This window comes from Roseovarius sp. B-10, assembly GCF_056859295.1.
On sequence record NZ_JBSXOE010000027.1, the window covers coordinates 1 to 23,074 of the forward strand.

The 23,074-nt window shown below is 62.4% G+C and carries 22 protein-coding genes and 2 pseudogenes; 7 read left to right on the top strand and 17 right to left on the bottom strand.

Going from position 1 to position 23,074, the window contains the following annotated elements; genetic code table 11:
- A partial coding sequence (locus AC13D8_RS06445; protein WP_482968164.1) for a phage tail tube protein occupies positions 1 to 256 on the top strand: 256 nt, incomplete at its 5' end.
- A gap of 131 nt (positions 257 to 387) precedes the next feature.
- On the opposite strand, the gene AC13D8_RS06450 is transcribed toward AC13D8_RS06445, so the two are convergent.
- Positions 388 to 1,335: a LysR family transcriptional regulator gene (locus AC13D8_RS06450; protein WP_482968165.1), complete on the bottom strand. Its 948-nt coding sequence runs from the start codon at positions 1,333 to 1,335 to the stop codon at positions 388 to 390.
- 147 nt (positions 1,336 to 1,482) lie between these two features.
- On the opposite strand from AC13D8_RS06450, the gene AC13D8_RS06455 reads away from it, so the two are divergent.
- The 5 genes and pseudogenes from AC13D8_RS06455 to AC13D8_RS06475 all read left to right on the top strand — a co-directional run.
- Positions 1,483 to 2,493, top strand: coding sequence for a TAXI family TRAP transporter solute-binding subunit (locus AC13D8_RS06455; RefSeq protein ID WP_104017573.1), 1,011 nt, complete (start codon positions 1,483 to 1,485; stop codon positions 2,491 to 2,493).
- A gap of 96 nt (positions 2,494 to 2,589) precedes the next feature.
- Positions 2,590 to 4,803, top strand: a complete 2,214-nt coding sequence (locus AC13D8_RS06460) for a TRAP transporter permease (RefSeq protein WP_482968166.1) — start codon at positions 2,590 to 2,592, stop codon at positions 4,801 to 4,803.
- A 3-nt stretch (positions 4,804 to 4,806) separates the two neighbouring features.
- The gene (locus tag AC13D8_RS06465; protein ID WP_482968167.1) at positions 4,807 to 6,045 is read left to right on the top strand and encodes an NAD(P)/FAD-dependent oxidoreductase; all 1,239 of its coding nucleotides are present in this window, start codon (positions 4,807 to 4,809) and stop codon (positions 6,043 to 6,045) included.
- Positions 6,046 to 6,058: 13 nt separating this feature from the next.
- Positions 6,059 to 6,784, top strand: coding sequence for an aspartate/glutamate racemase family protein (locus AC13D8_RS06470; RefSeq protein WP_482968168.1), 726 nt, complete (start codon positions 6,059 to 6,061; stop codon positions 6,782 to 6,784).
- Between the two features lie 229 nt (positions 6,785 to 7,013).
- A pseudogene (locus tag AC13D8_RS06475) lies at positions 7,014 to 7,121 on the top strand (IS481 family transposase); the annotation flags it as partial.
- Here the strand turns inward: AC13D8_RS06475 and AC13D8_RS06480 are convergent.
- From AC13D8_RS06480 to AC13D8_RS06505, 6 genes and pseudogenes are all read right to left on the bottom strand, one after another.
- A pseudogene (locus AC13D8_RS06480) lies at positions 7,117 to 8,307 on the bottom strand (IS5 family transposase). The pseudogenes AC13D8_RS06475 and AC13D8_RS06480 sit on opposite strands and share 5 nt — an antisense overlap.
- Before the next feature lie 66 nt (positions 8,308 to 8,373).
- Positions 8,374 to 9,369 carry a helix-turn-helix domain-containing protein gene (locus AC13D8_RS06485; RefSeq protein WP_482968169.1) on the bottom strand — a complete coding sequence of 332 codons (996 nt, stop codon included), beginning with the start codon at positions 9,367 to 9,369 and terminating at the stop codon, positions 8,374 to 8,376.
- A gap of 53 nt (positions 9,370 to 9,422) precedes the next feature.
- A complete protein-coding gene (locus AC13D8_RS06490; protein ID WP_482968170.1) occupies positions 9,423 to 9,995 on the bottom strand; it encodes a sarcosine oxidase subunit gamma in 573 nt (190 codons plus the stop codon).
- Entirely contained in the window at positions 9,988 to 12,921 is a 2,934-nt protein-coding gene (locus tag AC13D8_RS06495; protein WP_482968171.1) for a sarcosine oxidase subunit alpha family protein, read from the bottom strand. Before AC13D8_RS06495 ends, AC13D8_RS06490 begins: the two co-directional genes overlap by 8 nt.
- A complete protein-coding gene (locus tag AC13D8_RS06500; RefSeq protein WP_104018374.1) occupies positions 12,918 to 13,205 on the bottom strand; it encodes a sarcosine oxidase subunit delta in 288 nt (95 codons plus the stop codon). Before AC13D8_RS06500 ends, AC13D8_RS06495 begins: the two co-directional genes overlap by 4 nt.
- A 67-nt stretch (positions 13,206 to 13,272) precedes the next feature.
- A complete protein-coding gene (locus AC13D8_RS06505) occupies positions 13,273 to 14,523 on the bottom strand; it encodes a sarcosine oxidase subunit beta family protein (protein WP_482968172.1) in 1,251 nt (416 codons plus the stop codon).
- Positions 14,524 to 14,610: 87 nt separating this feature from the next.
- Here AC13D8_RS06505 and AC13D8_RS06510 point away from each other — a divergent pair, with 87 nt between their 5' ends.
- Entirely contained in the window at positions 14,611 to 15,570 is a 960-nt protein-coding gene (locus tag AC13D8_RS06510) for a GlxA family transcriptional regulator (RefSeq protein ID WP_482968173.1), read from the top strand.
- 117 nt (positions 15,571 to 15,687) lie between these two features.
- On the opposite strand, the gene AC13D8_RS06515 is transcribed toward AC13D8_RS06510, so the two are convergent.
- The 10 genes from AC13D8_RS06515 to AC13D8_RS06560 form a co-directional block, all read right to left on the bottom strand.
- On the bottom strand, positions 15,688 to 16,014 hold the full coding sequence (locus tag AC13D8_RS06515) for a hypothetical protein (protein ID WP_482968174.1): 327 nt from the start codon (positions 16,012 to 16,014) through the stop codon (positions 15,688 to 15,690).
- On the bottom strand, positions 16,011 to 16,682 hold the full coding sequence (locus AC13D8_RS06520; protein WP_482968175.1) for a hypothetical protein: 672 nt from the start codon (positions 16,680 to 16,682) through the stop codon (positions 16,011 to 16,013). The genes AC13D8_RS06515 and AC13D8_RS06520 overlap by 4 nt, the downstream gene beginning before the upstream one ends.
- Positions 16,679 to 17,107, bottom strand: a complete 429-nt coding sequence (locus tag AC13D8_RS06525; RefSeq protein WP_482968176.1) for a universal stress protein — start codon at positions 17,105 to 17,107, stop codon at positions 16,679 to 16,681. The genes AC13D8_RS06520 and AC13D8_RS06525 overlap by 4 nt, the downstream gene beginning before the upstream one ends.
- 16 nt (positions 17,108 to 17,123) lie before the next feature.
- Positions 17,124 to 18,530: an APC family permease gene (locus AC13D8_RS06530; RefSeq protein WP_104018368.1), complete on the bottom strand. Its 1,407-nt coding sequence runs from the start codon at positions 18,528 to 18,530 to the stop codon at positions 17,124 to 17,126.
- Entirely contained in the window at positions 18,527 to 18,709 is a 183-nt protein-coding gene (locus AC13D8_RS06535) for a hypothetical protein (protein WP_482968177.1), read from the bottom strand. Before AC13D8_RS06535 ends, AC13D8_RS06530 begins: the two co-directional genes overlap by 4 nt.
- Positions 18,710 to 18,727: 18 nt before the next feature.
- A complete protein-coding gene (locus AC13D8_RS06540; RefSeq protein ID WP_482968178.1) occupies positions 18,728 to 19,105 on the bottom strand; it encodes a hypothetical protein in 378 nt (125 codons plus the stop codon).
- A gap of 3 nt (positions 19,106 to 19,108) precedes the next feature.
- Positions 19,109 to 19,450, bottom strand: coding sequence for a hypothetical protein (locus AC13D8_RS06545; RefSeq protein WP_482968179.1), 342 nt, complete (start codon positions 19,448 to 19,450; stop codon positions 19,109 to 19,111).
- A 240-nt stretch (positions 19,451 to 19,690) separates the two neighbouring features.
- On the bottom strand, positions 19,691 to 20,998 hold the full coding sequence (glnT, locus tag AC13D8_RS06550; RefSeq protein ID WP_482968180.1) for a type III glutamate--ammonia ligase: 1,308 nt from the start codon (positions 20,996 to 20,998) through the stop codon (positions 19,691 to 19,693).
- Between the two features lie 41 nt (positions 20,999 to 21,039).
- Complete coding sequence (locus tag AC13D8_RS06555) at positions 21,040 to 22,377, bottom strand: FMN-binding glutamate synthase family protein (protein ID WP_482968181.1); 1,338 nt, start codon at positions 22,375 to 22,377, stop codon at positions 21,040 to 21,042.
- 12 nt (positions 22,378 to 22,389) lie between these two features.
- Complete coding sequence (locus AC13D8_RS06560) at positions 22,390 to 23,073, bottom strand: protein GlxC (protein ID WP_482968182.1); 684 nt, start codon at positions 23,071 to 23,073, stop codon at positions 22,390 to 22,392.
- Between the last annotated feature and the right edge of the window lies 1 nt (position 23,074).

The following is a 23,074-nucleotide window of genomic DNA, read 5'->3' on the forward strand; positions in this document are numbered from 1 at the left end:
CTCGGATGGCCGGATCGACGGGGCCGACCCGACCATCGCCGCGCTCACGGGCCAGATCGAGCTGCGCTTCGCCGATGAGACGCTGATCGACCAGGCGACGAACGGCACCGCCTCGACGCTCGAGTTCGGCTTTGCGCTGCCCGGCGGCGAGAGCTTCACGCTCACCGCGCACGAGGTCTATGGTTTCGCCCTGTTCAGCCGAACCACTGTTCGGCACAGGCCAAATCGCCCTCCAGCAACCAGATTTCCAAAATAAAACAAATGCTTGGACGCCGTTTTTCGGGATGGCGTTCGCGTTTGCGCCCACCGTGGAAGCACTGTGGAAGCAAGAGGGGCCGAAGTCCTTCATGTTGCTTCGCGTGTCCCCCTCGACTTCGCGGGCGTCCTTCAATCACTCGTCATCAGGGGCGTTTCCAAAATCTGTCGCACATAATTATGCCACTGCGCGGCAAACTCCTGCGCGAGCAACGACGGGCGGCGCTGTTGCGGAGTGATTAGCGAATATGCGAACGGTACGGACGGCTCGAACCTCTTGAACTTGACACTGGCGTTCTCCCCTTTCAGCCGAAGATAGCTCTCTGCGCTCAACGGATCGACAACTGCGCAGATTTGCCCCGCCTCGATGAAATGGAATAGCGGGACAAAATACTGGGCGTCCACACAAAGGTTGAACTCCGCCCCGCACGCGTCGAACGCTCTTTGCGTATCCCGGACCGTGACGTGCCCAGGTTGCAATGCGCCCATTGGCTCACCGTCAAGATTCTCAGCAGTGACCGTGCCGCGATCGGCAAGCGGATGATCGGCTGGCAAAGCACACAAACAGGTGCAGGTTGTGACCAGCTCTGAAAAAAGTTCCCTTTGCCAGCGATCCTCCGTCTCGGAACGGGTCCCCATGTCGCAGAACCCGATGTCGAAGCTCTGCGCGGCAATCAGGTTCAGGATTTGTGGAGAGCTTCGGGTCGAGAGCGTGACCCTGATATCGCGCGCATCGCCGATGAACCGGCTTACGAATTGCGGCATCAGAAACGCGGACGGGCCAGGCATGGCGACAATGCGAAGCGTTCCACGGACCCGGTCACGCATGCCGGCTAGGTTGGATCTGGTGGCAGACACCCGATCGAGGATCTCTTCGGCTTCGGAAAGCAGGTAACGCGCCTCGGGGACCGGGGAGAGTCGGCGGCCCTCACGATGAAACAGCTCCATGCCAAGAGATGCCTCAAGAGCCTTCAGTGCAGCACTGATCGCAGGTTGCGTGCGATGCAGGTTTCGCGCGGCGGCACTCAACGACCCGGTATTCATGATCTCACGGAAGACGGCCAACTGCTGAAGATTCATACACTCTTCTTATAAGAAAAATTTTGTATAACAAACATATTTCAAATTTGCTTTTATTTCATTGTTGGCTTCAGACTTCCCCGAGGCCGAAAGCACCGGGCGAGCGGCCTGCCTCTTTCCGGCCACGTTCAAAAAGGGAGACAAGACATGGGACTCTATGCAAGATTGACCGCCGCTTCGTTGGCCGCGGTTCTGACAGCCGGCGCTGCAGCGGCTCAGGATTCGTCGTTCTTCCGAATCGGTACCGGGTCCGCCGGCGGCACATACTTTCCCATAGGCGGCACCATCGCCAATGGCATCTCCGCACCGCCGGGATCGCGGCCATGCGACGAAGGCGGGCAATGCGGTGTGCCCGGCCTGATCGCAATCGCTCAATCCACGACCGCCTCGGTGTTCAACAACACGGCCGTGCAGAATGGCCAGCTCGAAGCCGGCATGGCGGCGGCGGACGTGACGCGCTCGATGTACCTGGGCGAAGGCAAGTTCGACGGCAAGCCGCACGAGAAGCTGCGCATCGTCGCGAATCTCTTTCCCGAGGATCTTCACCTCGTCCTGCCCAAGGGCGACTCGATCGACAATCTGGGCGATCTGGCAGGCAAGCGTGTCGGAATCGCGCAAGCCGGTTCGGGAACCCAGGTTGCGGTTCTCCAGATGCTCGAAGCCTGGGGCGTGACGCGTGAAAACATGGAAGAGGCCGAGCTGAACAACAGTCAGTCTGCTGAGCGCCTCGCCGACGGGCAGCTTGATGCCTATTTCTATGCCGCGGGCTGGCCGGTCTCTGCAATGGTCCAGCTGGCCACCACCAAGGGCATGGAACTGCACAGCTTCTCCGAAGAGGACCTCGCTAAGATCAACGAGATCATCCCCGCATACATTCCGTCGAGCATTCCCGCAGGTGTGTACGAGGGCATCGACTATGAAGTGAAGACGCCCGCGGTTTCGGCACTTCTGGTTGTCTCGTCGGACCTGAGCGAAGAGCTTGTCTATGGAATCACCAAGGCCCTGTGGAACGACAATACCCGCAACCTGCTCGACAATGGCCATGCGAAGGGCAAGCAGATCACGCTCGATACGGCGCTCGATGGGGTCATGAACCTTGGAGTTCCGCTGCATCCAGGAGCCGAAAAATACTACAAGGAAGTCGGCGCCCTCGAGTAACAACCACTACTTTCGTATTGCGCGACACGGGAGCGGCGGGCCGGGTGCCCGCTCTCCCGACGCCGCTTGCGACCCTGAACTGCAAAGAGATCACACATGGGCAACGCAACCGACCAGAAGGCGCATGACGTATCTGGCAAAGATCTGAGCAGGATCGAGAAGAAATTCGACGAGGGGGCTGCAACGCGCACCGTCGGGCCGGGCTTTGCCAAGGTGCTGCGCTATGTCGCCCTGACCTTCGCAACCTATCATTACCTGACCGCAGGGTTCGCGCTTCCGCCGGATTACTGGCACATGGGCTGGCACCTGTCGGGCCTGTTCATTCTCACCTATGCGCTGTTTCCGCTGGTCCCGACAAAAAGGGCCTTCGACTACAAGGTTGGAACGTTCCACCTCGGAGGCGTTCCACTTCTCGACATGCTCCTGATGGCGCTTGGCGTTGCGTCTGCGCTGTATCTTGGGCTGGCCTGGCGGGGCATCCCGGCTCTCGGGATCGAGGAACAGACGTTTCGGATGGGCAATCCCAACAATTACGACATGCTCTTTGGTGGCATCCTGATCCTCCTGGTGCTGGACATCGCGCGCCGGACGCTTGGCTGGGTCCTGCCGCTCATCATCTGCGTGTTCATCTCCTATGCCTTGTTCGGGCCGGTCTTTCCCGGGCTGCTCCAGCATCCGGGCGTCAATTTCCGGACCTTCGTGTCGTCGATGTATTTCCCGCAGGAAGGCATCTTTGGCGTAACACTCTGGGTCGTCTCGACCATTGTGTTCCATTTCGTGCTCTTCGGCGTCATCGCGCAGCGCACGGGGCTGGGGCAGTTGTTCATCGACAACGCCACGATCCTTGCGGGGAGGTATACCGGCGGGCCGGCGAAGGTGTCGGTGGTGTCATCGGCCTTTTTCGGGACGATCTCCGGCTCCTCGGTGGCCAATACGGTGTCGACCGGGGCCCTGACCATTCCGAACATGAAGCGACTGGGCTATCCGGGCCATTTCGCGGGGGGTGTCGAGGCTGCGGCGAGTGCGGGCGGGCAGATCACACCGCCGATCATGGGCGCGGCCGCGTTCATTATGGCCGAGTTCCTGGAGCTTCCCTATACCACGATTGTCATCGCTGCGATCTTTCCCGCGCTCCTGCATTATGTCGGCGTCTTCTCGGTGGTCCACCTTATGGCCCGTCGGTTGGGCCTGAAGGGACTGGAAGCGGACAAGCTGCCGCAACTTGGGGCGGTCTGGCGCGAAGGCTGGGCAAACGTTGTGCCTCTCATTGGCCTGCTGGTCGTGCTGTTCTCGGGCTACACGCCATACATGTCGGCGTTTTGCGGGATTTCCCTGTCGATCATCGCGGGTATGAGCCGCGTGAAGAAGCCGTTGACCCTCGTTTATCCTGCCGCCTTCATCACATTCGTCATCTGGAAGTATCTCGGCGGCGGCTTCGATTTAGGCATGTCCGCGATCCTTATGGCAGGGGCGGTGATCACCTCGCTCAACCCGCAGCGGCGCACGACCCTGGCAGAGATGGCAGACACCTTCGAAACGGGGGTCAAATACGCCTTGGCCGTCGGCGCGGCAGCGGCGGCTGTCGGGATCGTCATCGGGGTGATCAACACCACCGGCATCGGGTTTCGCATCGGTTTCATGGTCACGCAGACGGCCACCAATCTCGGATCCGATCTGCACGGGCTTTTCACCTACGGGTCCTGGGAACTCTTTTCGATGCAGGACCTGACACTGTTTATCAGTCTGGTCTTCATCGCCCTTGCCTGCATCCTGATGGGGGCCGGGGTGCCGACGACGGCGCTCTACATCATGCTCGTATCGGTGGCGCAGCCGGCCCTCTCACAGCTGGGCATTCCGCCGATCGCCAGCCACATGTTCGTCCTCTATTATGGTGTCGTTGCGGAAATCACGCCGCCGGTTTGCACATCGGCATATGCTGCTGCGGCAATCGCGGGGTCGAACCCGTTCCGCACCGGGATTTCCGCCTTCACGCTCGGATTGGGTAAGGTGGTGGCACCGATGGCCTTCGTTTACGCGCCCGTGCTGCTCATCGTCTCGTCCACCGGGTTCGATCTGTGGGAATTCACCTATACCGCGACGAGCTGCATCCTGGGGGTGGTATGCCTGTCGGCGGCGGTTGTCGGGTATTGGCTCGCGCCAATGGGCGCCATGTTCCGCTGGCTGATGGCACTGGCCGGGCTCGTCTTCATCGCTCCTTCCCTCCAGGCCGATCTGGTCGCGCTGATCATCGCCGGTCCGGCCATTGTCAGCCAACTCCTGCAGCGTCGCCGTGCGCTCGCGGAGGCCTGAGCAATGGTGAATGACGTCACCGTCCTCGGTGCCGGGATCGTCGGCATCTGCACCGGGCTGTCCCTGCTCGAACGCGGGCTGAATGTCCGCCTAATCGACCGGGACGATCCGGGGCAGGCGACATCCTTTGGCAATGCCGGTGTCATCTCGCCCTGGTCTATCGTGCCGCAATCCATGCCGGGTCTGTGGAAGAAAATCCCCGGTTGGCTGATCGACCCTCTGGGTCCGGTCATGGTCAGGCCCGGCCACCTGCCGCGCATGCTGCCTTGGGCTCTGCGCTTCCTCGCGTACGGTCGCGAGGACAAGGTGCGCGATATTTCCGCGGCGATGGAAATGCTCAACCGCGATTGCGTCTCGCTCTACCGCCAGCATCTTGCCGGTACCGGGCACGAGGACCTGATCCGTGACAGCCACTACATCCACGCCTTTCGCGATGGACGGGCGGCGCGTCTCGATTCCCTCGAGAACGAATTGCGCCGGGGGGCCGGGGCCGAACTGGACAGGGTCGATGGCGAGGAATTGCGCCTGCTCGAGCCGGCCCTCTCGGAGGATTTCGAAGCGGCAATCGTGATCAAGGGGCAGGCCCGCGCGATCTCGCCGGGGCGCCTGGGTCAGGTCCTTTCGGACAAGTTCCGCAGACAGGGCGGCGAATTGTTGCGGGCGACGGTTCAGAGCATACACCCGCTGGAACAGGGCGGGTGGTCCTGCATCACGGACCAGGGCAGCTACCAGGTGCCCAAGCTTGTCCTGGCGATGGGTGTATGGTCCGCAGAACTGCTCAAGCCACTGGGCATCCGCATCCCGCTGCAATCCGAACGCGGCTATCACATCAATTTCTCCGCACCTGGCATCACGCTCAACAATTCGGTCATGGACGTGGACAACAAGTTCGTCGCCTCGACGATGGAGCAAGGACTGCGCGTTGCTGGCACGGCCGAGTTCGCCGGGCTTGATTCGCCAGTGAACGAGAAACGCCTCGCCGCGCTGATCCAGGTTGCGGGCAGGCTGTCGCCACATCTCAGGACAGCCGAGTATTCGACATGGTCCGGTCAACGTCCGAGCTTGCCCGACAGCCTTCCCTGCATCGGCGAGATCGACGGATTCCCCGACCTGATCACCGCTTTCGGGCACAGTCATTACGGCTTGATGATGGCCGCCAAGACTGGCCGGACCGTCGCCGATATCGCGACCGGGGCGACCCCGAACGTCGATCTGTCATCCTTCTCACCAACCCGTTTCTGAAAGGAATCCCAAAGTGCCAATCTATCCGGGCGGTCAGAACATATGCGGCATCACGATCGGCGTACTTGCCCTCGAAAGCTATTTCCCCAAACCGCCGGGCCATATCAAGAATCCCTCCAGCCTCAACTTCACTGTCACCTACGAGATCCTCGATGGCATTACGGTGCCGGCGCTGCTCAACAACCCGGACGGCGGGATGAAGAATCGGATCATCGAGGCGGCCCGTAGCCTGGAGGCTCAGGGCGTTCGGGCGATCACGGGCTCCTGCGGCTTTCTCGCACTGTTTCAGAACGAAATCGCCGCAGCGGTTTCGGTCCCTGTTTTCGTATCCTCGCTGATCCAGGTGCCGATGGTTCATCACATGACGGCCGCACCGGTCGGCATCGTGACCGCGTCATCGACGGCCCTGACCACGGACCACATGAGAAATGTCGGTGCGGGCGATGTCCCGGTCGAGATCCAGGGGCTTGAAGATACCACGGAGTTTGCAGCCGTGATCCTGCGAAATGAGCGGACGGAGATGGACCTCGATAGAGTGGCAACCGATGTGATCGACGCCGGACAGGCACTTATCCGCCGGGCCCCCGAGATCGGCGCGATCGTGTTGGAATGCACCGATCTGCCGCCCTATGCCCATCTAATTCAGGAGGCGTTGTCCCGGCCCGTCTTCGACCTGACGACGCTCTCCGGCATGGTTGCAACCTGCGTAAAGCGAGAGCCCTACTCCGGCTTTATCTGAAAACGCCGGCGGGGTTCTCCCGGCCTTGATGGCAGAACAATCTCGGAGCGGCCGGGAATCGGTTTTCCGGATGATCCGCGGCGGGATGCGTCAACGCAGGACAAGGCCGTCAAGGTCTTCGCGAGTTTTAGGAAGAAGCTCAGCGAGTAGGGAGTGCTTGTATGTCGACTATGTGTTCAATCCCACGTGTTGATGGTGTGATCCTCTCGCAGGAATGGAAGGAAGCACTATGGGACAAGTGCGTCACGGGAGCGCCACGACCACGCACGCGGTCAGAGCTGCAATACAGCGATCGCAGGCTTCGCTCGCCGAGTTGAGCCGGGAGTTGGGGATCAACCGGCTCTGTTGCACAAATCGGCTGATGGCCGAGGTTCCCCTTTCCCCGGGCAGACTTGTCCCACGGCCTCTGTGACAGGTATGCCGAGCGCGGTGTAGCCGTTCAGGACGGCGATCCGAACCTGGAGCTCCGCGACCTGACGGTCGAAGTCCCGTGCCATGAGCCGCTGGCCCATCAGTTTCGCTTCGCGGACCTTCGGTTCACGCAATGCATCTTGGTCTCGACGCGACTTCGGCGGTGGTATCCGCTCCATCCTCGCCAGAGCGCGCGGCCAAGGTATTTCGAAGCGCGCAGGGCCTCGTTACGGGGCGAGCCATTGTCCGCCATCGGTCCGAGGACGATGGCGAGCGCTCCGGCGGTGACGGTCTTCCACGGCTTCGCGTTCTTGCGGGGCGGGATGACGGCATGAGCGCCGCGCTCTGCGATCGCATCATGGCGCTTGCGGGTGTCGTAGGCGCCGTCTGCCGTGACGCTGCCGATCTCCTGGCCCTCCGGTATCTGGCTGAGAAAGTCGGGCAGCATCGGCGCATCGCCGATATGGCTCCCGGTGATCTCGACGGCTCGAACCTCCAGCGTTTGCTCGTCGATCCCGAGATGGATCTTGCGCCAGACGCGCCGTTTCCGGCTACCGTGCTTGCGTGCTTGCGTGCTTGCGTGCTTGCGTGCTTGCGTGCTTGCGTGCTTGCGTGCTTGCGTGCTTGCGTGCTTGCGTGCTTGCGTGCATGCCATTCGCCTTCGCCCTCGACCTTGATGCCGGTGCTGTCGATCAGCAGGTGCAACGGCCCCCTGGAGCCGCGATACGGGATGTTCACGGCGAGCGTCTTCTGGCGGCGAGACAGCGTGCTGAAGTCGGGCACCGACCAGCCAAGCCCGACCAGGCGCAACAAGCTTTCGACGAACCCGGTCGTCTGCCGCAGCGCCATGCCGAACCTGCCAGGGGCTTCGCCCGTTCAGGGCTGAAACGCGCCACCGGCGCGTTTCCGGGACGCCCTTCACCCTTCATCGTCAGGCACGTCTGGATGGCGGTATCGCTGTAAGTCTGCTGGCGGCCACGCCTGCGTGTTGGCGCGGCATCCCAGATCATCGTCGGATCGAACCAGATCGTCAGCGAGCCACGGCGCTTAAGCGCTTCATTGTAGGCCGGCCAGTTCCTGGTCTTGTAAGTCGGGGGTCTGGGTTTGCTCACGCAGCCAAGCTACCATGCTGGATTCATAAGATGAATCCCTCACGGAACTTGTGCAACAGAGGCGTGTCAATCAACAACCTGAGTCCCGCAAAAGGCTTGCAGGCGTACCTGATCGGGCAATTCTCCGTATTTCTCGACGAACCATTTTTTCATCAGCGTCACGTTGGAAAACCCGCAGGCGACCGCGATTTCATTCATCGCTAAGGCAGTTTGCTGCATCAAGCAGCGGGCCCGGTCCAGCCGCAGGTCGCGGTAGACCCTGAGCGGGGTCTGACGCAATAGGTCGCGAAAGCCGCGTTCCAGTTTGCGCGGGCTGACATCGAGGATCTCAGCGATCTGGCTAACGGTCAGCGTATCCTCCAGATGATCGAGCATGATCTGCAATACGTCGCTGATCACGCTGTCGCCCTGCGCCATGCGCTTGTAGCGCCAATACTCACCGGTGATGGTTTCCGTCTCTGGGTCACTTAGGCCGAGATAGCGTAATAGAGTGGTGCGGGTAAACTCGCCATCGCGGGCCCCGACGAGTTCTACCATCATGCGGATCGCGGCGACGGGACTGATCGCGCTGCTGACCGCCTTGTGGTGGCAGGTAGCGGTTTCGGCCAAATCCACGGAGGGGCAGGTTTCCTCGATTCCGGCGCTAAAATTAGGGTGGACCGACAGTTGCTTGGCCCCCGTCACACCAGCGGCCAGGGGCACAAACACGGCGGAACCCACAAGACAGAGCCGCGCGGCGTTGCGGATGCTGCTACGCAGATCGCGCAGATGCGCGTCATCGGGCCGCCAGGCGGTTTCAATGCCCCCGACCAGCACGAGTGTTTGATCGGGGGTGCAGGTGAACCCGCCGGCAAGGGCATTGGCCCCGTGCAGGCGGGTCCACCGATAGCTGTCCTGCCCCAACAGGCGGTTGGCCGAGCGCAGAACGTCGATGCAGGCCTCGGCGGCGAAAGCCATACTGGGATCCTGGCTGAGAAAAACGAAATCTCCTGACAGGCTGCGTTTCATCTGAAAAGGTCCGGGCGCGGCGGGACGGTCAGCGTCAAGGTTTTCAAGAAACATCCGCTTTCTTCCTTTGCTCTTTAACGCAAATAGCCCTGAATTCCATTTGCTGCTTATGTTTGGTTAACATTTGTCAGCGACACCTCAACCGCGTGCAGGAAGGATTTGGCCGAGGAACTTGCCGACAAGAGCAGGTAGTCATCCTCTCCTGTGCGCAGGATCAACACGCCCAGATGTTCCATCACCGTGCGCGCGGCGTGATCCACGCCAAACACCTGCCTGTGCAGGTCGAGCGGGCAAATCCGTTCCAGCGCGCGCCGTGTGTCAGGGCCAGACAGCGCGAGCGCGACCCAGACATCGGTCTGATCGGTGGTGTAGACCGCGCCGTTCAGCCGGTCCGCCACCACGCGCTCGGCATCGGGTGTCGCGTGGGTGAACAGCGCGAAGGCCAGATCCGGGGCCAGCCGGATGAGGCGCGTGCCGTCATCGGCGACAACGGACCGGCCAATGTCGGGCAGGTCCACGCCATAGGCGGCCCTGATTGCCGTGAGCGCGTCTTCCTCTCCGCCCAGCGGCAACGCCAGCGACACCAGCGCCAGATCGGCGGGCGCCCAGAGCCGCACGCCCGCAATCTCCATCTCCGTGCCCGCCAAAGGCGGTTCTGCCTGCAAGGTATACTCAGCCACGCAACCGCTCCCCGTCCGGGTCGATGAAATGCGCCGAGACCACCTCGACCTCCATCTCCCTGCCATGCACCGGGCTGACAGCGCGCAGGATTTCCCCCATCAGCGCATCGCCCCGATTGAGAAAGCCCAGCCCGATGGAATGCCCGAGGCTCGGCGAATAGGCGACCGAGGACATCCAGCCCTGATCGTTCTCCATCGTCGCGGCCTCACCGCACGTGATGAAATGCGACCCGGCGATGAGCCCCGTGTCGCGGTCCACGGGCCGGAACCCCACCAGCTTCACCGCATCGTCGCGCAGCAGTTCGGGGCGCTGCGAGAGCACATTGCCGATGCAGTCCTTCTTCTGGCTGACCATCCGCCCCATCCCGAGGTTATGGGCCGTGGTCTGACCATTGAGCTCGTTGCCCGCCGCATGCCCCTTCTCGATGCGCATCACGCCCAGCGCCTCGGTGCCATAGGGCACGGCGTCGAATTCGCGCCCCGCGTCCATCAGCACGCCCATCATGGCATTGCCATAGCGGGCGGGGACCGCGACCTCATAAGCCAATTCCCCGGAAAAGGAGATACGGAACAGCCGCGCGCGCGTCCCGCCGCAGACCGTGACCGCACCGCACCCCATGAAGGGAAACGCCTCGTTCGAGAGGTCATGCGCCTCATCCACCACCTTGCGCAACAGCTTGCGCGCATTCGGCCCGGCGACGGCAAATTGCGCCCAGCCATCGGTGGTGGAAATCAGATGCACATCCAGATCGGGCCACAGGCATTGCCGCGCGAATTCCAGCCGCCGGAACACCGTGACGGCATTGGCGGTGGTGGTGGTCATCACGTAGTGATTCTCACCCATCCGCGCGGTGGTGCCATCGTCATAGGCGATCCCGTCTTCGCGCAGCATCAAACCATAGCGAACCTTGCCCACCGCCAGCGTGGCGAACCCGTTGCAATAGACCCGGTTCAGGAACTCCCCCGCGTCGCGCCCCTGAATGTCGATCTTGCCCAGCGTGGTCACGTCGCAGATCCCCACCGACCCACGCGTCATCAGCACCTCGCGATCCACCGAATCGCGCCACCCCTGCTCACCGTCGCGCGCGAACCATTGCGCGCGCAGCCAGTTGCCCACCTCGACGAAGGTCGCGCCATTGGCCTCGGCCCACCTATGCGACGGCGTCAGGCGATAGGGCCGGAACTCGCGGCCCCGCGCACGGCCCGCCAGCGCGCCGATGGGCACCGGCGTATAGGGCGGGCGAAAAATCGTTGTTCCGGTCTCGGGGATGGTCCGGCCGGTGCATTCGGCCATGATCGCAAGCGCGGGGATATTTGCCGTCTTACCCTGATCGGTGGCCATGCCTAGCGTGGTGTAGCGCTTGAGATGCTCGACCGCGCGAAAGCCCTCCTGATGTGCCTGCTTCACGTCCTTGACGGTCACGTCGTTCTGCAAATCGAGCCAGGCGCGCGCCCGGCTTTGCGGCACATGCCACACCGGCGCACAGTCGCGCGGCTCGTCCTCGGCGCGGGGCAGATCGCTCTTGTCAGCATAGCCCAGAGTCTCGGCCACCGCGCACCCCTCGCGCAATGCCGCTGCCAGCGTCATCGCCCCGTTGGCCGCGCCCGCCACTACCATGCCGGGCGGCAGTTCGCGCCCGGGCACGAAGGCCGACAGATCATCGCGCCATTCGGGCCGCCCGCGCTGATGGCAGGTCAGATGCACATTCGGGTTCCAGCCGCCCGACACCGCGAGGCAATCGACGTCGATCATCTGCCCGTCGGTGAGCGTGATCTGCCGCAGCCCCTTGCGCCCGCGCGTGTCCATCACCGCGGCCCCCCGGACATGCCGCGCGCCGGGCACATCGCAGACGGCGGGCGCGTCGCGCGTGTCGATCACGGCGGACACCTCGACCCCCTTGGCCACGAGGTCAGCGGCGGTGCGCCAGCCGTCGTCGTTGTTGGTAAAGACCGCCACGCGCCGCCCCGGGGCCACGCCCCAGCGATTGGCATAGGCGCGCACCGCGCCTGCCAGCATCACGCCGGGCCGGTCGTTGTTGCCAAAGGCCACGGGGCGTTCGGTCGCGCCCGCCGCCAGCACCGCGTGCCGGGAATAGACGCGCCACAGCACCTGCCGGGGCTTGCCGCCGCTTGTCGCCAGATGATCGGTGAAGCGTTCCAGCACGCCGTAAACACCGTGATCGTAGGCCCCGTAGACCGTGCTGCGGGGCATCAGGCGCACGTTTGCCATCGCCGCCAGTTCGGAGACGACACCGGTAGCCCAATCGGCCCCGGGCATCCCATCCACCTCCAGCGTCTCGGCGTTGAGCCGCCCGCCCATGACGAAATCCTCATCCGCCAGGATCACCCGGGCACCCGCGCGCGCCGCCGTGCGCGCCGCTATCAGCCCCGCAGGCCCGGCGCCGATCACCAGCAGATCGCAATGCAGGTAGCCCTTGTCGTAGCGGTCCGGGTCCTCCTCCATCGACAACCGCCCCAGACCGGCAGAGGCGCGGATCGCAGGCTCATAGAGCTTTTCCCAAAAGGCGCGCGGCCACATGAAGGTCTTGTAGTAGAACCCCGCCGACAGGAACGGCGACAGCAGGTCCGTCACCGCCATCAGGTCGAACTCGAGCGAGCCGCGATGGTTCTGGCTGCGCGCCTCCAGCCCGTCGAACAATTCGGTCACCGTGGCGCGGGTGTTGGGCTCTTGCGCGGCACCCTTGCGCAATTCCACCAGCGCGTTGGGCTCTTCCGACCCGGCGGTGAAAATACCGCGCGGGCGGTGATACTTAAACGACCGCCCCACCAGCGGCTGCCCGTTGGCCAGAAGCGCCGAGGCCAGCGTGTCGCCCGGATGGCCGCGCATCGGCCTGCCGTTGAAGGTGAAGCTGATGTCTCTTGAGCGGTCGATCAGACCGCCCTTGATACGGTTGACCTGGCTCATCGGCTGCGCCCCCGGGCACGCGCCACGTCGCGGGCCAGTTCGACCTGTGTGATCTCGTGGCTCACCGTGTCACGCGTCACCACCAGCCAAGACCGGTCGCCCTGCTCGTGATACCATAGCTCCTGATGCGCGCCCGCCGGGTTGTCGCGCAGATAGCCATAGGCGTGGAATGCCTCGGCGGCCTCCGCCGCCTGCCAGTCGGGCCGGTCGATCAGGGCGGCATCGCCCAGATAGACGAACTCGGCGGCGTCGCGCGGGCCCAGAAGCGGGTGATTGATGATCATGGAGTCGCCTCCGTGGCGTGCGGGGTCATTTGGATATTTTTGGCAAGATGAAGCATGGCGCGCGCCCTCAATGCAGGTTGGGCTGGTTGCCCATGCCCTTTTCGTCGATCAGATGCCCGCGCGCGAAGCGGTCGAGGCGCATTTCCGTGGCCACCGGGTGCGGTGCGTCCCTGGCCAGCAGATGCGCGTAGCACAGGCCGCTCGCCGGGGTCGCCTTGAAGCCGCCGTAGCACCAGCCGCCGTTGAAATAGAGGCCGTCAATATGGGTGCGGTCGATGAAAGGAGAGCCGTCCATCGACATGTCCATGATCCCGCCCCAGCTGCGCAACAGCCGCGCGCGCCCGATCATCGGCATGATCGCCATGCCACCCTCGGCCACGTCCTCGACCACCGGCAGGTTGCCGCGCTGCGCGTAGGAATTGTAGCCGTCGATATCGCCGCCAAAGACCAGCCCGCCCTTGTCCGACTGGCTGACATAGAAGTGCCCGGCCCCGAAGGTGATGACGCCCGGCAGCACCGGCTTCAACCCCTCGGTGACGAAGGCCTGCAGAACATGGGATTCAATGGGCAGGCGCATCCCCGCCAAGGCCATCACCCGGCCGGAGGAGCCCGCGACGCAGACCGCCACCTTGCGCGCGCGGATGGCCCCGCGTGTCGTCTCGACGCCCCGACATTTGCCGTTTTCGATGTCGAACCCGGTGACCTCGCAATTCTGGATGATGTCGACGCCGCGCGCATCGGCACCGCGCGCATAGCCCCAAGCCACCGCGTCATGCCGCACCGTGCCGCCGCGCCGCTGGAAAAGCCCGCCCTTGATCGGAAAGCGGGCATTGTCGAAATCGAGAAACGGCAGTTCGGCGCGCAGCTGATCGGCATCGGCCAGTTCCGCATCGGCGCCTGCCAGAAACATCGCGTTGGCGCGGCGCACGAAGGCATCGCGCTGCGCGTCCGAATGAAACAGGTTCAGGATCGAGCGTTGGCTGACCATCGCGTTGTAATTTAAATCCTGCTCCAGCCCCTCCCACAGCTTGAGCGACATCTCGTAGAACGGCTCGTTCCCCGGCAGCATGTAGTTGGAGCGGATGATCGTGGTGTTGCGTCCAACATTGCCCGACCCGATCCAGCCCTTTTCCAGCACCGCGATATTGCGCAGGCCGAATTCCTTGGCGAGATAATAGGCCGTGGCAAGACCATGCCCGCCGCCACCGATGATGACTATATCATACTCGGGTTTCGGGTCGGGGTCGCGCCAGACCGGTGTCCAACCCTTGTTGCCGGTCAGTCCCTCGCGGAGGATCTTGAAGGCGGAATAGCGCATCGGCTCTGTCCTGTGGCTCGCTCTGGTGCGATCATCGCCGATCTTCGGGGGCTATACTTGCCTTTAACAGTCATTTAAATGACAAATATGGACAAACCATCCAGGCAAGCCCCGGACCCGCATCGAATCGGCATCCTGCCAATCCCCGGATTCGCGCTGATGTCGCACGCCGCCACGGTCGAGCCGCTGCGCGCCGCCAACCTGCTGGCCGGGCGCCTTCTGTATGAGGTGATCCATATCGCGCCGACGCCTGATCCGGTGTGCAGTTCCGGCGCGGCGCAGGTCAGGCCCGAGGCGGGGCTCGCTGACGATCTGCACCTCGATAACCTCTTCATCGTAGCGGGGGGCGATCCGGCGACCTATCCGGCGCGCGCCCTGACCCCGTGGCTGTCGCGTCAGGCGCGGGAGGGAGTGGTGCTGGGCGGTGTCTCGGGCGGGCCGATCATTCTCGCGCGCGCCGGGCTGATGGGTGACAGGCGGATGACCGTGCATTGGGAATATGCCGCAGCCCTGGCCGAGGTCGCGCCCGACCTGCGCATCGAACGCACGCTCTATGTCATCGACCGCGACCGGATGACCTGCGCGGGCGGCACCGCGCCGATGGACATGATGCACGCGCTCATCGCCACGCATCACGGCCGCGCCTTCGCCCGCGAGGTCAGCGACTGGTTCATGCATACCGAGATCCGCCCGCCCACCGGCCCGCAACGCTCCGGCTTGGTGGAGCGTGTCGGCACGCAAAGCGCGGCGATCCTCGACGCAGTCGAGGCGATGGAAGGCAATATCGCCGACCCCCTGTCCCTGCCGTATCTGGCGCAGATCGCCCGGCTCTCCCCGCGACAACTCAACCGGTTGTTCCGGCAGCATCTGGGCCAGACCACCCATGGCTATTACCGCCGCCTGCGGCTCGACAAGGCGCGCAACCTGTTGCGCAATTCGGCGCTCTCGCTGACCGAGGTCGCGCTCGCCACCGGCTTTGCCAGTTCCTCGCATTTCTCGCGCGCCTACCGCGCGGAATACGGCCAGCCGCCGTCGAAGTATCGCTAAGCCGCGCAGCGCGATAGGTGTTGCCAGTCGTGTGCAAGAGTACCTAGACCGCCGCAAGGAACGTCGTAGCAAACCCGTTCAGCACCACCGCCTTGATGACGTCCCAAACAAGATTTTCTATTTCTGATCCGTCATGTCTCGCTGGTGATCTTGCTTGCGTGCGTGGTCCCACCGAGCGCGGCGGATGCGTGCCCCCTTGTAGGCGTCCATAAGCGCGATGGCGTGGATCATGAAGCCGCCGGCATAACGCCCGAGAAAACTGTGCTCGGGTGTCGTCAGATTGTAGCTCACCCAAGCGAGGGACAAGGCGGTGAACGCGAACATGAGCCCGCGATGCGCCTCGCCGTTCAAGACCTGCCCCATGCCTGTCAGGATGCTGGAAACGGCCAGAACCAGACGGGGATCGTATGGCGGGCGATCGGATTGGCTGGTGTGGTCTGTCATTCTGTGTCCTCAAGGCTCCGGGCGATGCGGTGCCCCAGATCAAGCAGATCCTCAGCCATCACGCGCGGGAGTTCCGTGCAGTTGAAAAACGGCAGGCGGGTGAGAAGATAATGACCGCGCTGACCTTCGTCCATCCGATAGACAAGGCGAAGACCCTTGGGGCTGAGAAATATCTCCTTGCCGCGGCTATCCCCGGTGAACTGCGCCAGGTGGGGGGCGAGGGCCGGGATCACCCGTGCCCTGGCCTCGGCCGGGTCGTCGCAACGCAGTACTGCCTCTTGCGGCCAGTCCGGTGGGGTGGAAACGCGTTCAGGCATGCGGCCATGCGCGGAGTAATATTCGGAATTGTCGGGGCGCATCATCATGTCGAAATGCGAGCGAAGCCGCAGCGGGCGGTGGATTGTTACCAGAAGCCACAGAACCGGCAATTTGCGTAGCTGGATCGTGTCGGCAAGGGCGCGCAATTCCGTGCGATATCCCTCTCGGGTGCCGCGCAACACCGGGTAGTCGCCGCGTGTGGTAATGATTTCGGGAGTTTCGAGGGCATTGCGTGCCACGTCGAAAAAGCCGTCTCGCCGCGCACAGGCCTCGCTGTGGTCGCGGCGATAGAGCCAGCCAAGCGCGGCGGTGCCGGCCACCGCCAGTGCCACCGCCGCGCCCGTTGTCATATGATCGTGACCGGCGGATGCGGGTGTCTGAGCACGTCATCCACCACCGACCCGGTCAGCAACCGCCCGAAGGCGGTGTGCCCGGTCGACCCCATCACGATGTGATCAAAGCCCTGCTCGGTGGCATAGCCAAGAATCGCTTCGGCAATGTCGCGGCCAGCGATGGTGGCGCTGGAGACATTTGCAATCCCGCCTTTCTGAGCTGCGGTCATGGCATCTGACAGCTCCTTGGCGATCAGGGCCTCACCGGCATCGAACAGCCGCGTATCCCAAAACGGGCTATCCGCCGCAGTCGTTGGTGTCACCGTTGTCACGGTGACAAATCGCAGGTCACAGCCGATCTTTGCCGCGAGGGCGACCGCGAAGTCCACGGCGCGCGCCGCAGCCTTCGATCCGTCTATGGCACAGAGAATTCTGTCCATCATGATCCGATCCTCCTGATCAATAGCCAACCGGCTTGGGCCAGTTCATGGTGAACTGATCCGCGCGGCGGACATATTTGTAACGATGCTTTACGAACCATATCGACACCACGACGTAGAAGGCCATCATCGCCAGAAGCTGGAGGCCAAAGCCGAGATAGGTCGCGAAGAACGTGGTGATACACAGGATCATCAGCACGATCGCCGGCATCGGGTGGAACGGATGCACATAGCCCCGCTTGATCGACCCCAGCGGCCATTTGCGTCGGAACAGGATCATGTTGATCGGCATGAAAGTATACCCCAACAGCCCCGACAGGATCGAGAAGGTGATCACCTGATCCAGAAGCCCGGTAAAGGCGAAGGACACCGCGATCGGGATGAGGAAGATGATCGACCGGAAGGGGGTGCGGTAGCGCGGATGCACTGCCCCGAACCATTGCGGCATATACCGGTCGCGCCCCATCGAGAACCAGGCCCGGCTGGCATCGTTGATGCAGCCATTCGCCGAGGCGGTGGCGGCAAAGAGGGTGCCGACGAAGAGGAAGACCTGCAATACGGTCGACCCGGTCATGCGCGCGGCATCATAAAGCGGCACCGTCGCCTGGCCAAGGTATTCCCACGGGATAAGACCGGTGCAGACATACCATGTCAGCGTTGCCGCGATCAGAAGGGTAATGATCCCCGTCATCGTGCCAAGCGGCAGCGAGCGTGACGGCGAGCGCACTTCTTCTGCGGCCTGACACGTTCCTTCGATCCCGAGGTAATACCAGATCCCGAACTGGAACGATGCGATGACGCCGATCCAGCCATAGGGCAGGTCCGTCAACAGCTCGGAATGTTTCAGGATCGCGCCCGGGTTCCACGGCTGCACCCCGACGAACAGGATCACGATCGAGACGAACGCCGCTGCCGTGATGATGAAGTTGAGCGACAGGGTCATGAACACGCCACGATAATTCAGAAAGGCGAGAAACGAGATCACCAGCACCACGAAGGGTTTCGGATCAAGCGCGTCATAGCCCGTCTGCTCGGCGAGGATCATCAGAAGGTCGCCCACGATCAGCGCGTCGGCGGCCTCGAGCATGGTATAGGCCATCACGAGGTAAAGGCCCACATTGAACGCCATGAGCGGACCCATGATGTGCTTGGCCTGGGCGTACTGCCCGCCCGCCGCCGCGACCGTCGATGTCACCTCCGAATCGATCATGGCGACACAGGTATAGAGAAGGCCGATGACCCAGCAGGCGATCAGCGCGCCATAGGCGCCGCCCTTGCCTACGGAAAAGTTCCAGCCCATGAACTCGCCCACAAGGACGATCCCCACGCCGAGCGCCCAGACATGCGCCGGGCCAAGCACGCGCAAGAGGCCGATCCGCTCCTGACCGCTCCCTGCACCGGTTTGACTTGCGGTTTGATCGCTCATGACCGATCCTCCGCATTTCCGTTCAGCGCGCCATGTTCCAGCAATTCGTCCACGCCCTCCTTGGAGGACAGAAGCGTCTCTTCATCGAATTCCCGATTGACGCGGACCGCGTCGGCGACAATCCACAAAAGCATCGCGGCGGAGAGGCCCCAGGCGATGTATTCCAGTAATATCCACATTGTGTCGTTCTCCAGCCCTCAGGTGTCAAATCTCTCGCGGATCACCTCGCGCAGCTCCTTGTCGGAGACTTTCACGAGAAACACGAAATATCCCAGAATGATCACCGCCGTGATGATCAGCATCAGCGGGTCGATGGAGTAATCGAACCGTTGCGTGATCATCTCCGCAGCTGTTTCGGGGGTGTACCCTAACTTTTCCCATTGGGCCTGCATGGTTTCGTTCTGACCGAGGGTTTCCCAGTTGACGGTCTCGGGCATCACGTTGGTGCTGCTTGCACCGGTCAGGCCAAAGATCAGCGGGATGAACAGAACGAAGTAAACGAGCGCGAGAAGAAAAACCGCATCGAAGAACTGTCCGACGCCGCTCTGTTTCGGGGGGTCATAGCGTTTGCTCATCTCTCACCCCTTCCCGTGCTTCGAGGCCTGCATTTTGTCGTAATGCATCAGATCAATGCGATCCTTCCCGTGCTTCGCGGCCTGCATTTCGTCGTAATGCATCAGATCAATGCGATAGATCGCATCCTTGTCATGCGCGTAGTGCCGCACCATGGCGGCGATTGCGGCCGTGTTGAACAACAAGACCATGCCCGCCGATCCGATCAGCACGGTGCGGATCGCCCCGCCCCCGACCAGGCCGCCGACACTCCACAAAACGAACAAGATCACGAGCCAAAGGACCGCGACGAACATCGAGGCGAACAGCACATCGCCCCGATACGTCTTCTCGATCCGGCTCTCCATATCCTGAGCCATTTTCTCCTCCCTGATTTTGTTCCGCTTCTGGGAACATGATTCGCAGGGTACCAATAAATTCTTTTCAGGCAATATTTTTTATTTTTATGAAATTTTGATTGGCAATGCTCGCGCCTTCCGCAGCCCCTGAGCGAGCTTTTTCTTAACGGTTTGGGAACAGCACAGGCGTTCGACTTTTGCGACCGCAAGCAAAGTTTCGCGCCCCAAAAGGGGCGCGGGGAAAAGAGCTTAAATGTCGAGCGTGTTGTCGCGCTCCCACCGTGAGAAATGCGAGACGAACGAGTCCCACTCCCGGCGTTTGAGCTTTACGAAGGCGGCGGAAAATTCATCGCCCAGGGCCGATTTCAGCACCTTGTCCTTGTCGAAATACCGCAAGGCGTCCAACATGTTGAGCGGCAGCCGCGGCGCGTTCTTGACAGTATGGCCATCCTGATACATGTCGATATCGAGCCGCTTGCCGGGCGTGGCCTTGGAGGAGATGCCGGACAGGCCCGCAGCGATGATCACTGCCTGCATCAGATAAGGGTTCGCCGCGCCGTCGGGCAAACGCAATTCAAAGCGCCCCGCCCCCGGCACCCGGATCATGTGGGTCCGGTTGTTGCCGGACCATGTCACCGTGTTTGGCGCCCATGTGGCACCCGAGGTGGTGCGCGGTGCATTGATGCGCTTGTAACTGTTGACTGTCGGATTCGTGATCGCGGCCAGCGCCGAGGCGTGTTTCATCATACCGCCGATGAAATGCCAGCCTATATCAGACATGCCAAGATCATGGGTGCCGTCGGTGAAGAGGTTTTTCTTGCCGTCCTTGTCCCAGACCGAGATATGGGCGTGACAGCCATTGCCGGTCAGCCCCTTGATCGGCTTGGGCATGAAGGTGGCGCGCAACCCGTGCTTTTCCGCGACGGATTTCACCATGAACTTGAAGAAGGAATGCTTGTCCGCCGTGGCCAGCACATCGTCAAAGCCCCAGTTCATCTCGAACTGGCCATTCGCGTCCTCATGATCGCTTTGATAGGGGCCCCAGCCCAGTTCGATCATGTAATCGCTGATTTCCGCGATCACGTCATAGCGCCGCATGATCGCCTGTTGATCGTAACAGGGCTTCTCTGCCGTATCCAGATTGTCGGCAATCTCAAGCCCGTTGGGATCGAGCAGGAAGAATTCCGCCTCGACCCCGGTCTTGACCGACAGCCCCTGTTCGGCCGCCGCCTCGATCTGGCGCAACAGCACATTGCGCGGCGCCTGTTCAAGGGGCGCGTCGTTCATCATGCAATTGGCCGGGACCCATGCCACCTCTGGCTTCCACGGAAGACGGATCACCGCCTCGGGATCGGGCAGGGCCAGCATGTCGGGATGCGCCGGGGTCACGTCGAGCCATGTCGCGAACCCGGCAAAGCCCGCCCCGTCCTGTTGCATGTCGGCGATCGCCTGCGCCGGAACCATCTTGGCACGCTGCGCGCCAAAGAGGTCCGTATAGGAGACCATGAAATATTTGATTCCCTGATCGGCGGCATATTTTTCGAGATCTTTTGTCATGTTTTCGAACTTCCCTGTTGTCAGTCTTTTGTTTTTCCGGCTCACAGGCCCCCTTGCCCGGGGAACCAGGTGGTGCCTGCCAGCGGCACGCGTGCCATGGCCGCGGCCTCCATCGTCAGGGCACAGAGATCCTCGGGTTCCAGATTGTGCAGGCTGTTATGGCCACAGGCCCGCGCGATGGTCTGCGCCTCGAGCGTGAGCACGGTGAGATAGTTGCGCAGCCGCCGCCCCGCCGCCACCGGATCAAGCCGCGCGGACAGGTCCGGGTCCTGCGTGGTGATCCCGGCTGGGTCGCGCCCCTCGTGCCAATCGTCATAGGCCCCGGCTGTTGTGCCCAGCTTCTGATACTCGGCCTCCCATCGGGGGTCGTTGTCGCCGATGGCGACCATCGCCGCGGTGCCGATGGCCACGGCATCGGCCCCCAGCGCCATCGCCTTGGCCACATCCGCCCCAGTGCGGATGCCGCCCGAGATCACCAGTTGCACCTCGCGGTGCAGGCCCATGTCCTGAAGCGCCTGAACGGCCGGGCGGATACAGGCCAGCGTCGGCAGGCCGACATGTTCGATGAACACATCCTGCGTCGCCGCCGTGCCGCCCTGCATCCCGTCGAGCACGACAACATCCGCGCCGGCCTTGACCGCAAGCGTGGTGTCGTAGTAGGGGCGCGTGCCGCCGATCTTGACATAGATCGGCTTTTCCCAGCCGGTGATCTCGCGCAACTCGAGGATCTTGATTTCCAGATCGTCGGGGCCGGTCCAATCGGGATGCCGACAGGCCGAGCGCTGATCGATTCCCTTGGGCAGGGTGCGCATTTCCGCGACGCGATCGGTGATCTTCTGCCCCAAAAGCATGCCGCCGCCGCCCGGCTTTGCCCCCTGACCGACCACGACCTCGATCGCATCGGCCCGGCGCAAATCATCGGGGTTCATCCCGTAACGTGACGGAAGCACCTGATATACAAGAGTTTTCGAGTGTCCGCGCTCTTCCTCGGTCATACCGCCATCGCCGGTGGTGGTCGAGGTTCCGGCCAGCGTGGCACCCCGCCCCAGCGCTTCTTTCGCGGGGCCGGATAGCGCTCCAAAGGACATGCCCGCAATGGTCACCGGAATATCCAGCTCAATTGGCTTTTTCGCGAACCGGGTGCCAAGCGTGACAGTGGTGGTGCATTTCTCGCGATAGCCTTCGAGCGGATAGCGACTGATCGAGGCCCCGAGAAACAGCAGATCGTCGAAATGCGGCACCCGGCGCTTGGCCCCGCCGCCGCGAATGTCGTAAATTCCCGTCGCTGCCGCGCGGCGGATTTCGGAGTTGATCTCGTTGGTGAAGGTGGCCGACTGGCGCGGCACGGTTTGTGGTATCTTGGGTGATTGGTCGTTCATATCTGACATGCCTCAATAGGCCGACGCGTTGTCGACGTTGAAGTTATAGAGCTTTCTGGCAGAGCCGTAGCGCTTGAATTCGGACGGGTCGGCATCGCATTCACCCCGCACCAGAAGATCGCGCAGCAACTCGATATGTTCGGGGCGCATCTCTTTCTCGACGCAATCTGCCCCGAGGCTCTTGACCGAGCCGCGCACGAAGAGTCGCGCCTCATAGAGGCTGTCGCCCAGCGAGTCGCCGGCATCGCCACAGACAACCAGATTGCCGGATTGCCCCATGAAGGCCGACATGTGTCCGATATTTCCGTGCACGATGATATCGATTCCCTTCATCGAAATTCCGCAGCGTGACGCGGCATTGCCCTTGATCACAAGGGTTCCGCCCCGCCCGGTGGCCCCGGCATACTGGCTGGCATCGCCCTCGATGACGACAAGGCCCGACATCATGTTCTCGGCCACGCCTGGCCCGGCATTGCCCGCGACACGCACCGTGGATTGCTTGTTCATCCCGGCGGTGTAATATCCGGTCGAGCCGCGCACGGTCACGTCGATCGGCGCATCCAGCCCGACGGCGAGCGCGTGGCTTCCCTTGGGGTTGAGGATTTCCCAATCGCGTTCGTTGGTCTTTTCGCTCTGGGCGTGCAGCCGCGCATTCAATGCGCGCAGGCCCTCGGTCTGCAGATCAAGGCTTTGCATG

Bases quoted from the DNA above. Each gene is read 5' to 3' on its own strand.
- glnT (WP_482968180.1), bottom strand. From the start codon at position 20,998: ATGACAAAAGATCTCGAAAAATATGCCGCCGATCAGGGAATCAAATAT.
- AC13D8_RS06460 (WP_482968166.1), top strand. From the start codon at position 2,590: ATGGGCAACGCAACCGACCAGAAGGCGCATGACGTATCTGGCAAAGAT.
- AC13D8_RS06495 (WP_482968171.1), bottom strand. From the start codon at position 12,921: ATGAGCCAGGTCAACCGTATCAAGGGCGGTCTGATCGACCGCTCAAGA.
- AC13D8_RS06545 (WP_482968179.1), bottom strand. From the start codon at position 19,450: ATGGAGAGCCGGATCGAGAAGACGTATCGGGGCGATGTGCTGTTCGCC.
- AC13D8_RS06500 (WP_104018374.1), bottom strand. From the start codon at position 13,205: ATGATCATCAATCACCCGCTTCTGGGCCCGCGCGACGCCGCCGAGTTC.
- AC13D8_RS06515 (WP_482968174.1), bottom strand. From the start codon at position 16,014: ATGACAGACCACACCAGCCAATCCGATCGCCCGCCATACGATCCCCGT.
- AC13D8_RS06560 (WP_482968182.1), bottom strand. From the start codon at position 23,073: ATGCAAAGCCTTGATCTGCAGACCGAGGGCCTGCGCGCATTGAATGCG.
- AC13D8_RS06535 (WP_482968177.1), bottom strand. From the start codon at position 18,709: ATGTGGATATTACTGGAATACATCGCCTGGGGCCTCTCCGCCGCGATG.
- AC13D8_RS06465 (WP_482968167.1), top strand. From the start codon at position 4,807: ATGGTGAATGACGTCACCGTCCTCGGTGCCGGGATCGTCGGCATCTGC.
- AC13D8_RS06555 (WP_482968181.1), bottom strand. From the start codon at position 22,377: ATGAACGACCAATCACCCAAGATACCACAAACCGTGCCGCGCCAGTCG.
- AC13D8_RS06455 (WP_104017573.1), top strand. From the start codon at position 1,483: ATGGGACTCTATGCAAGATTGACCGCCGCTTCGTTGGCCGCGGTTCTG.
- AC13D8_RS06510 (WP_482968173.1), top strand. From the start codon at position 14,611: ATGGACAAACCATCCAGGCAAGCCCCGGACCCGCATCGAATCGGCATC.
- AC13D8_RS06520 (WP_482968175.1), bottom strand. From the start codon at position 16,682: ATGACAACGGGCGCGGCGGTGGCACTGGCGGTGGCCGGCACCGCCGCG.
- AC13D8_RS06530 (WP_104018368.1), bottom strand. From the start codon at position 18,530: ATGAGCGATCAAACCGCAAGTCAAACCGGTGCAGGGAGCGGTCAGGAG.
- AC13D8_RS06540 (WP_482968178.1), bottom strand. From the start codon at position 19,105: ATGAGCAAACGCTATGACCCCCCGAAACAGAGCGGCGTCGGACAGTTC.
- AC13D8_RS06525 (WP_482968176.1), bottom strand. From the start codon at position 17,107: ATGATGGACAGAATTCTCTGTGCCATAGACGGATCGAAGGCTGCGGCG.
- AC13D8_RS06485 (WP_482968169.1), bottom strand. From the start codon at position 9,369: ATGTTTCTTGAAAACCTTGACGCTGACCGTCCCGCCGCGCCCGGACCT.
- AC13D8_RS06450 (WP_482968165.1), bottom strand. From the start codon at position 1,335: ATGAATCTTCAGCAGTTGGCCGTCTTCCGTGAGATCATGAATACCGGG.
- AC13D8_RS06505 (WP_482968172.1), bottom strand. From the start codon at position 14,523: ATGCGCTATTCCGCCTTCAAGATCCTCCGCGAGGGACTGACCGGCAAC.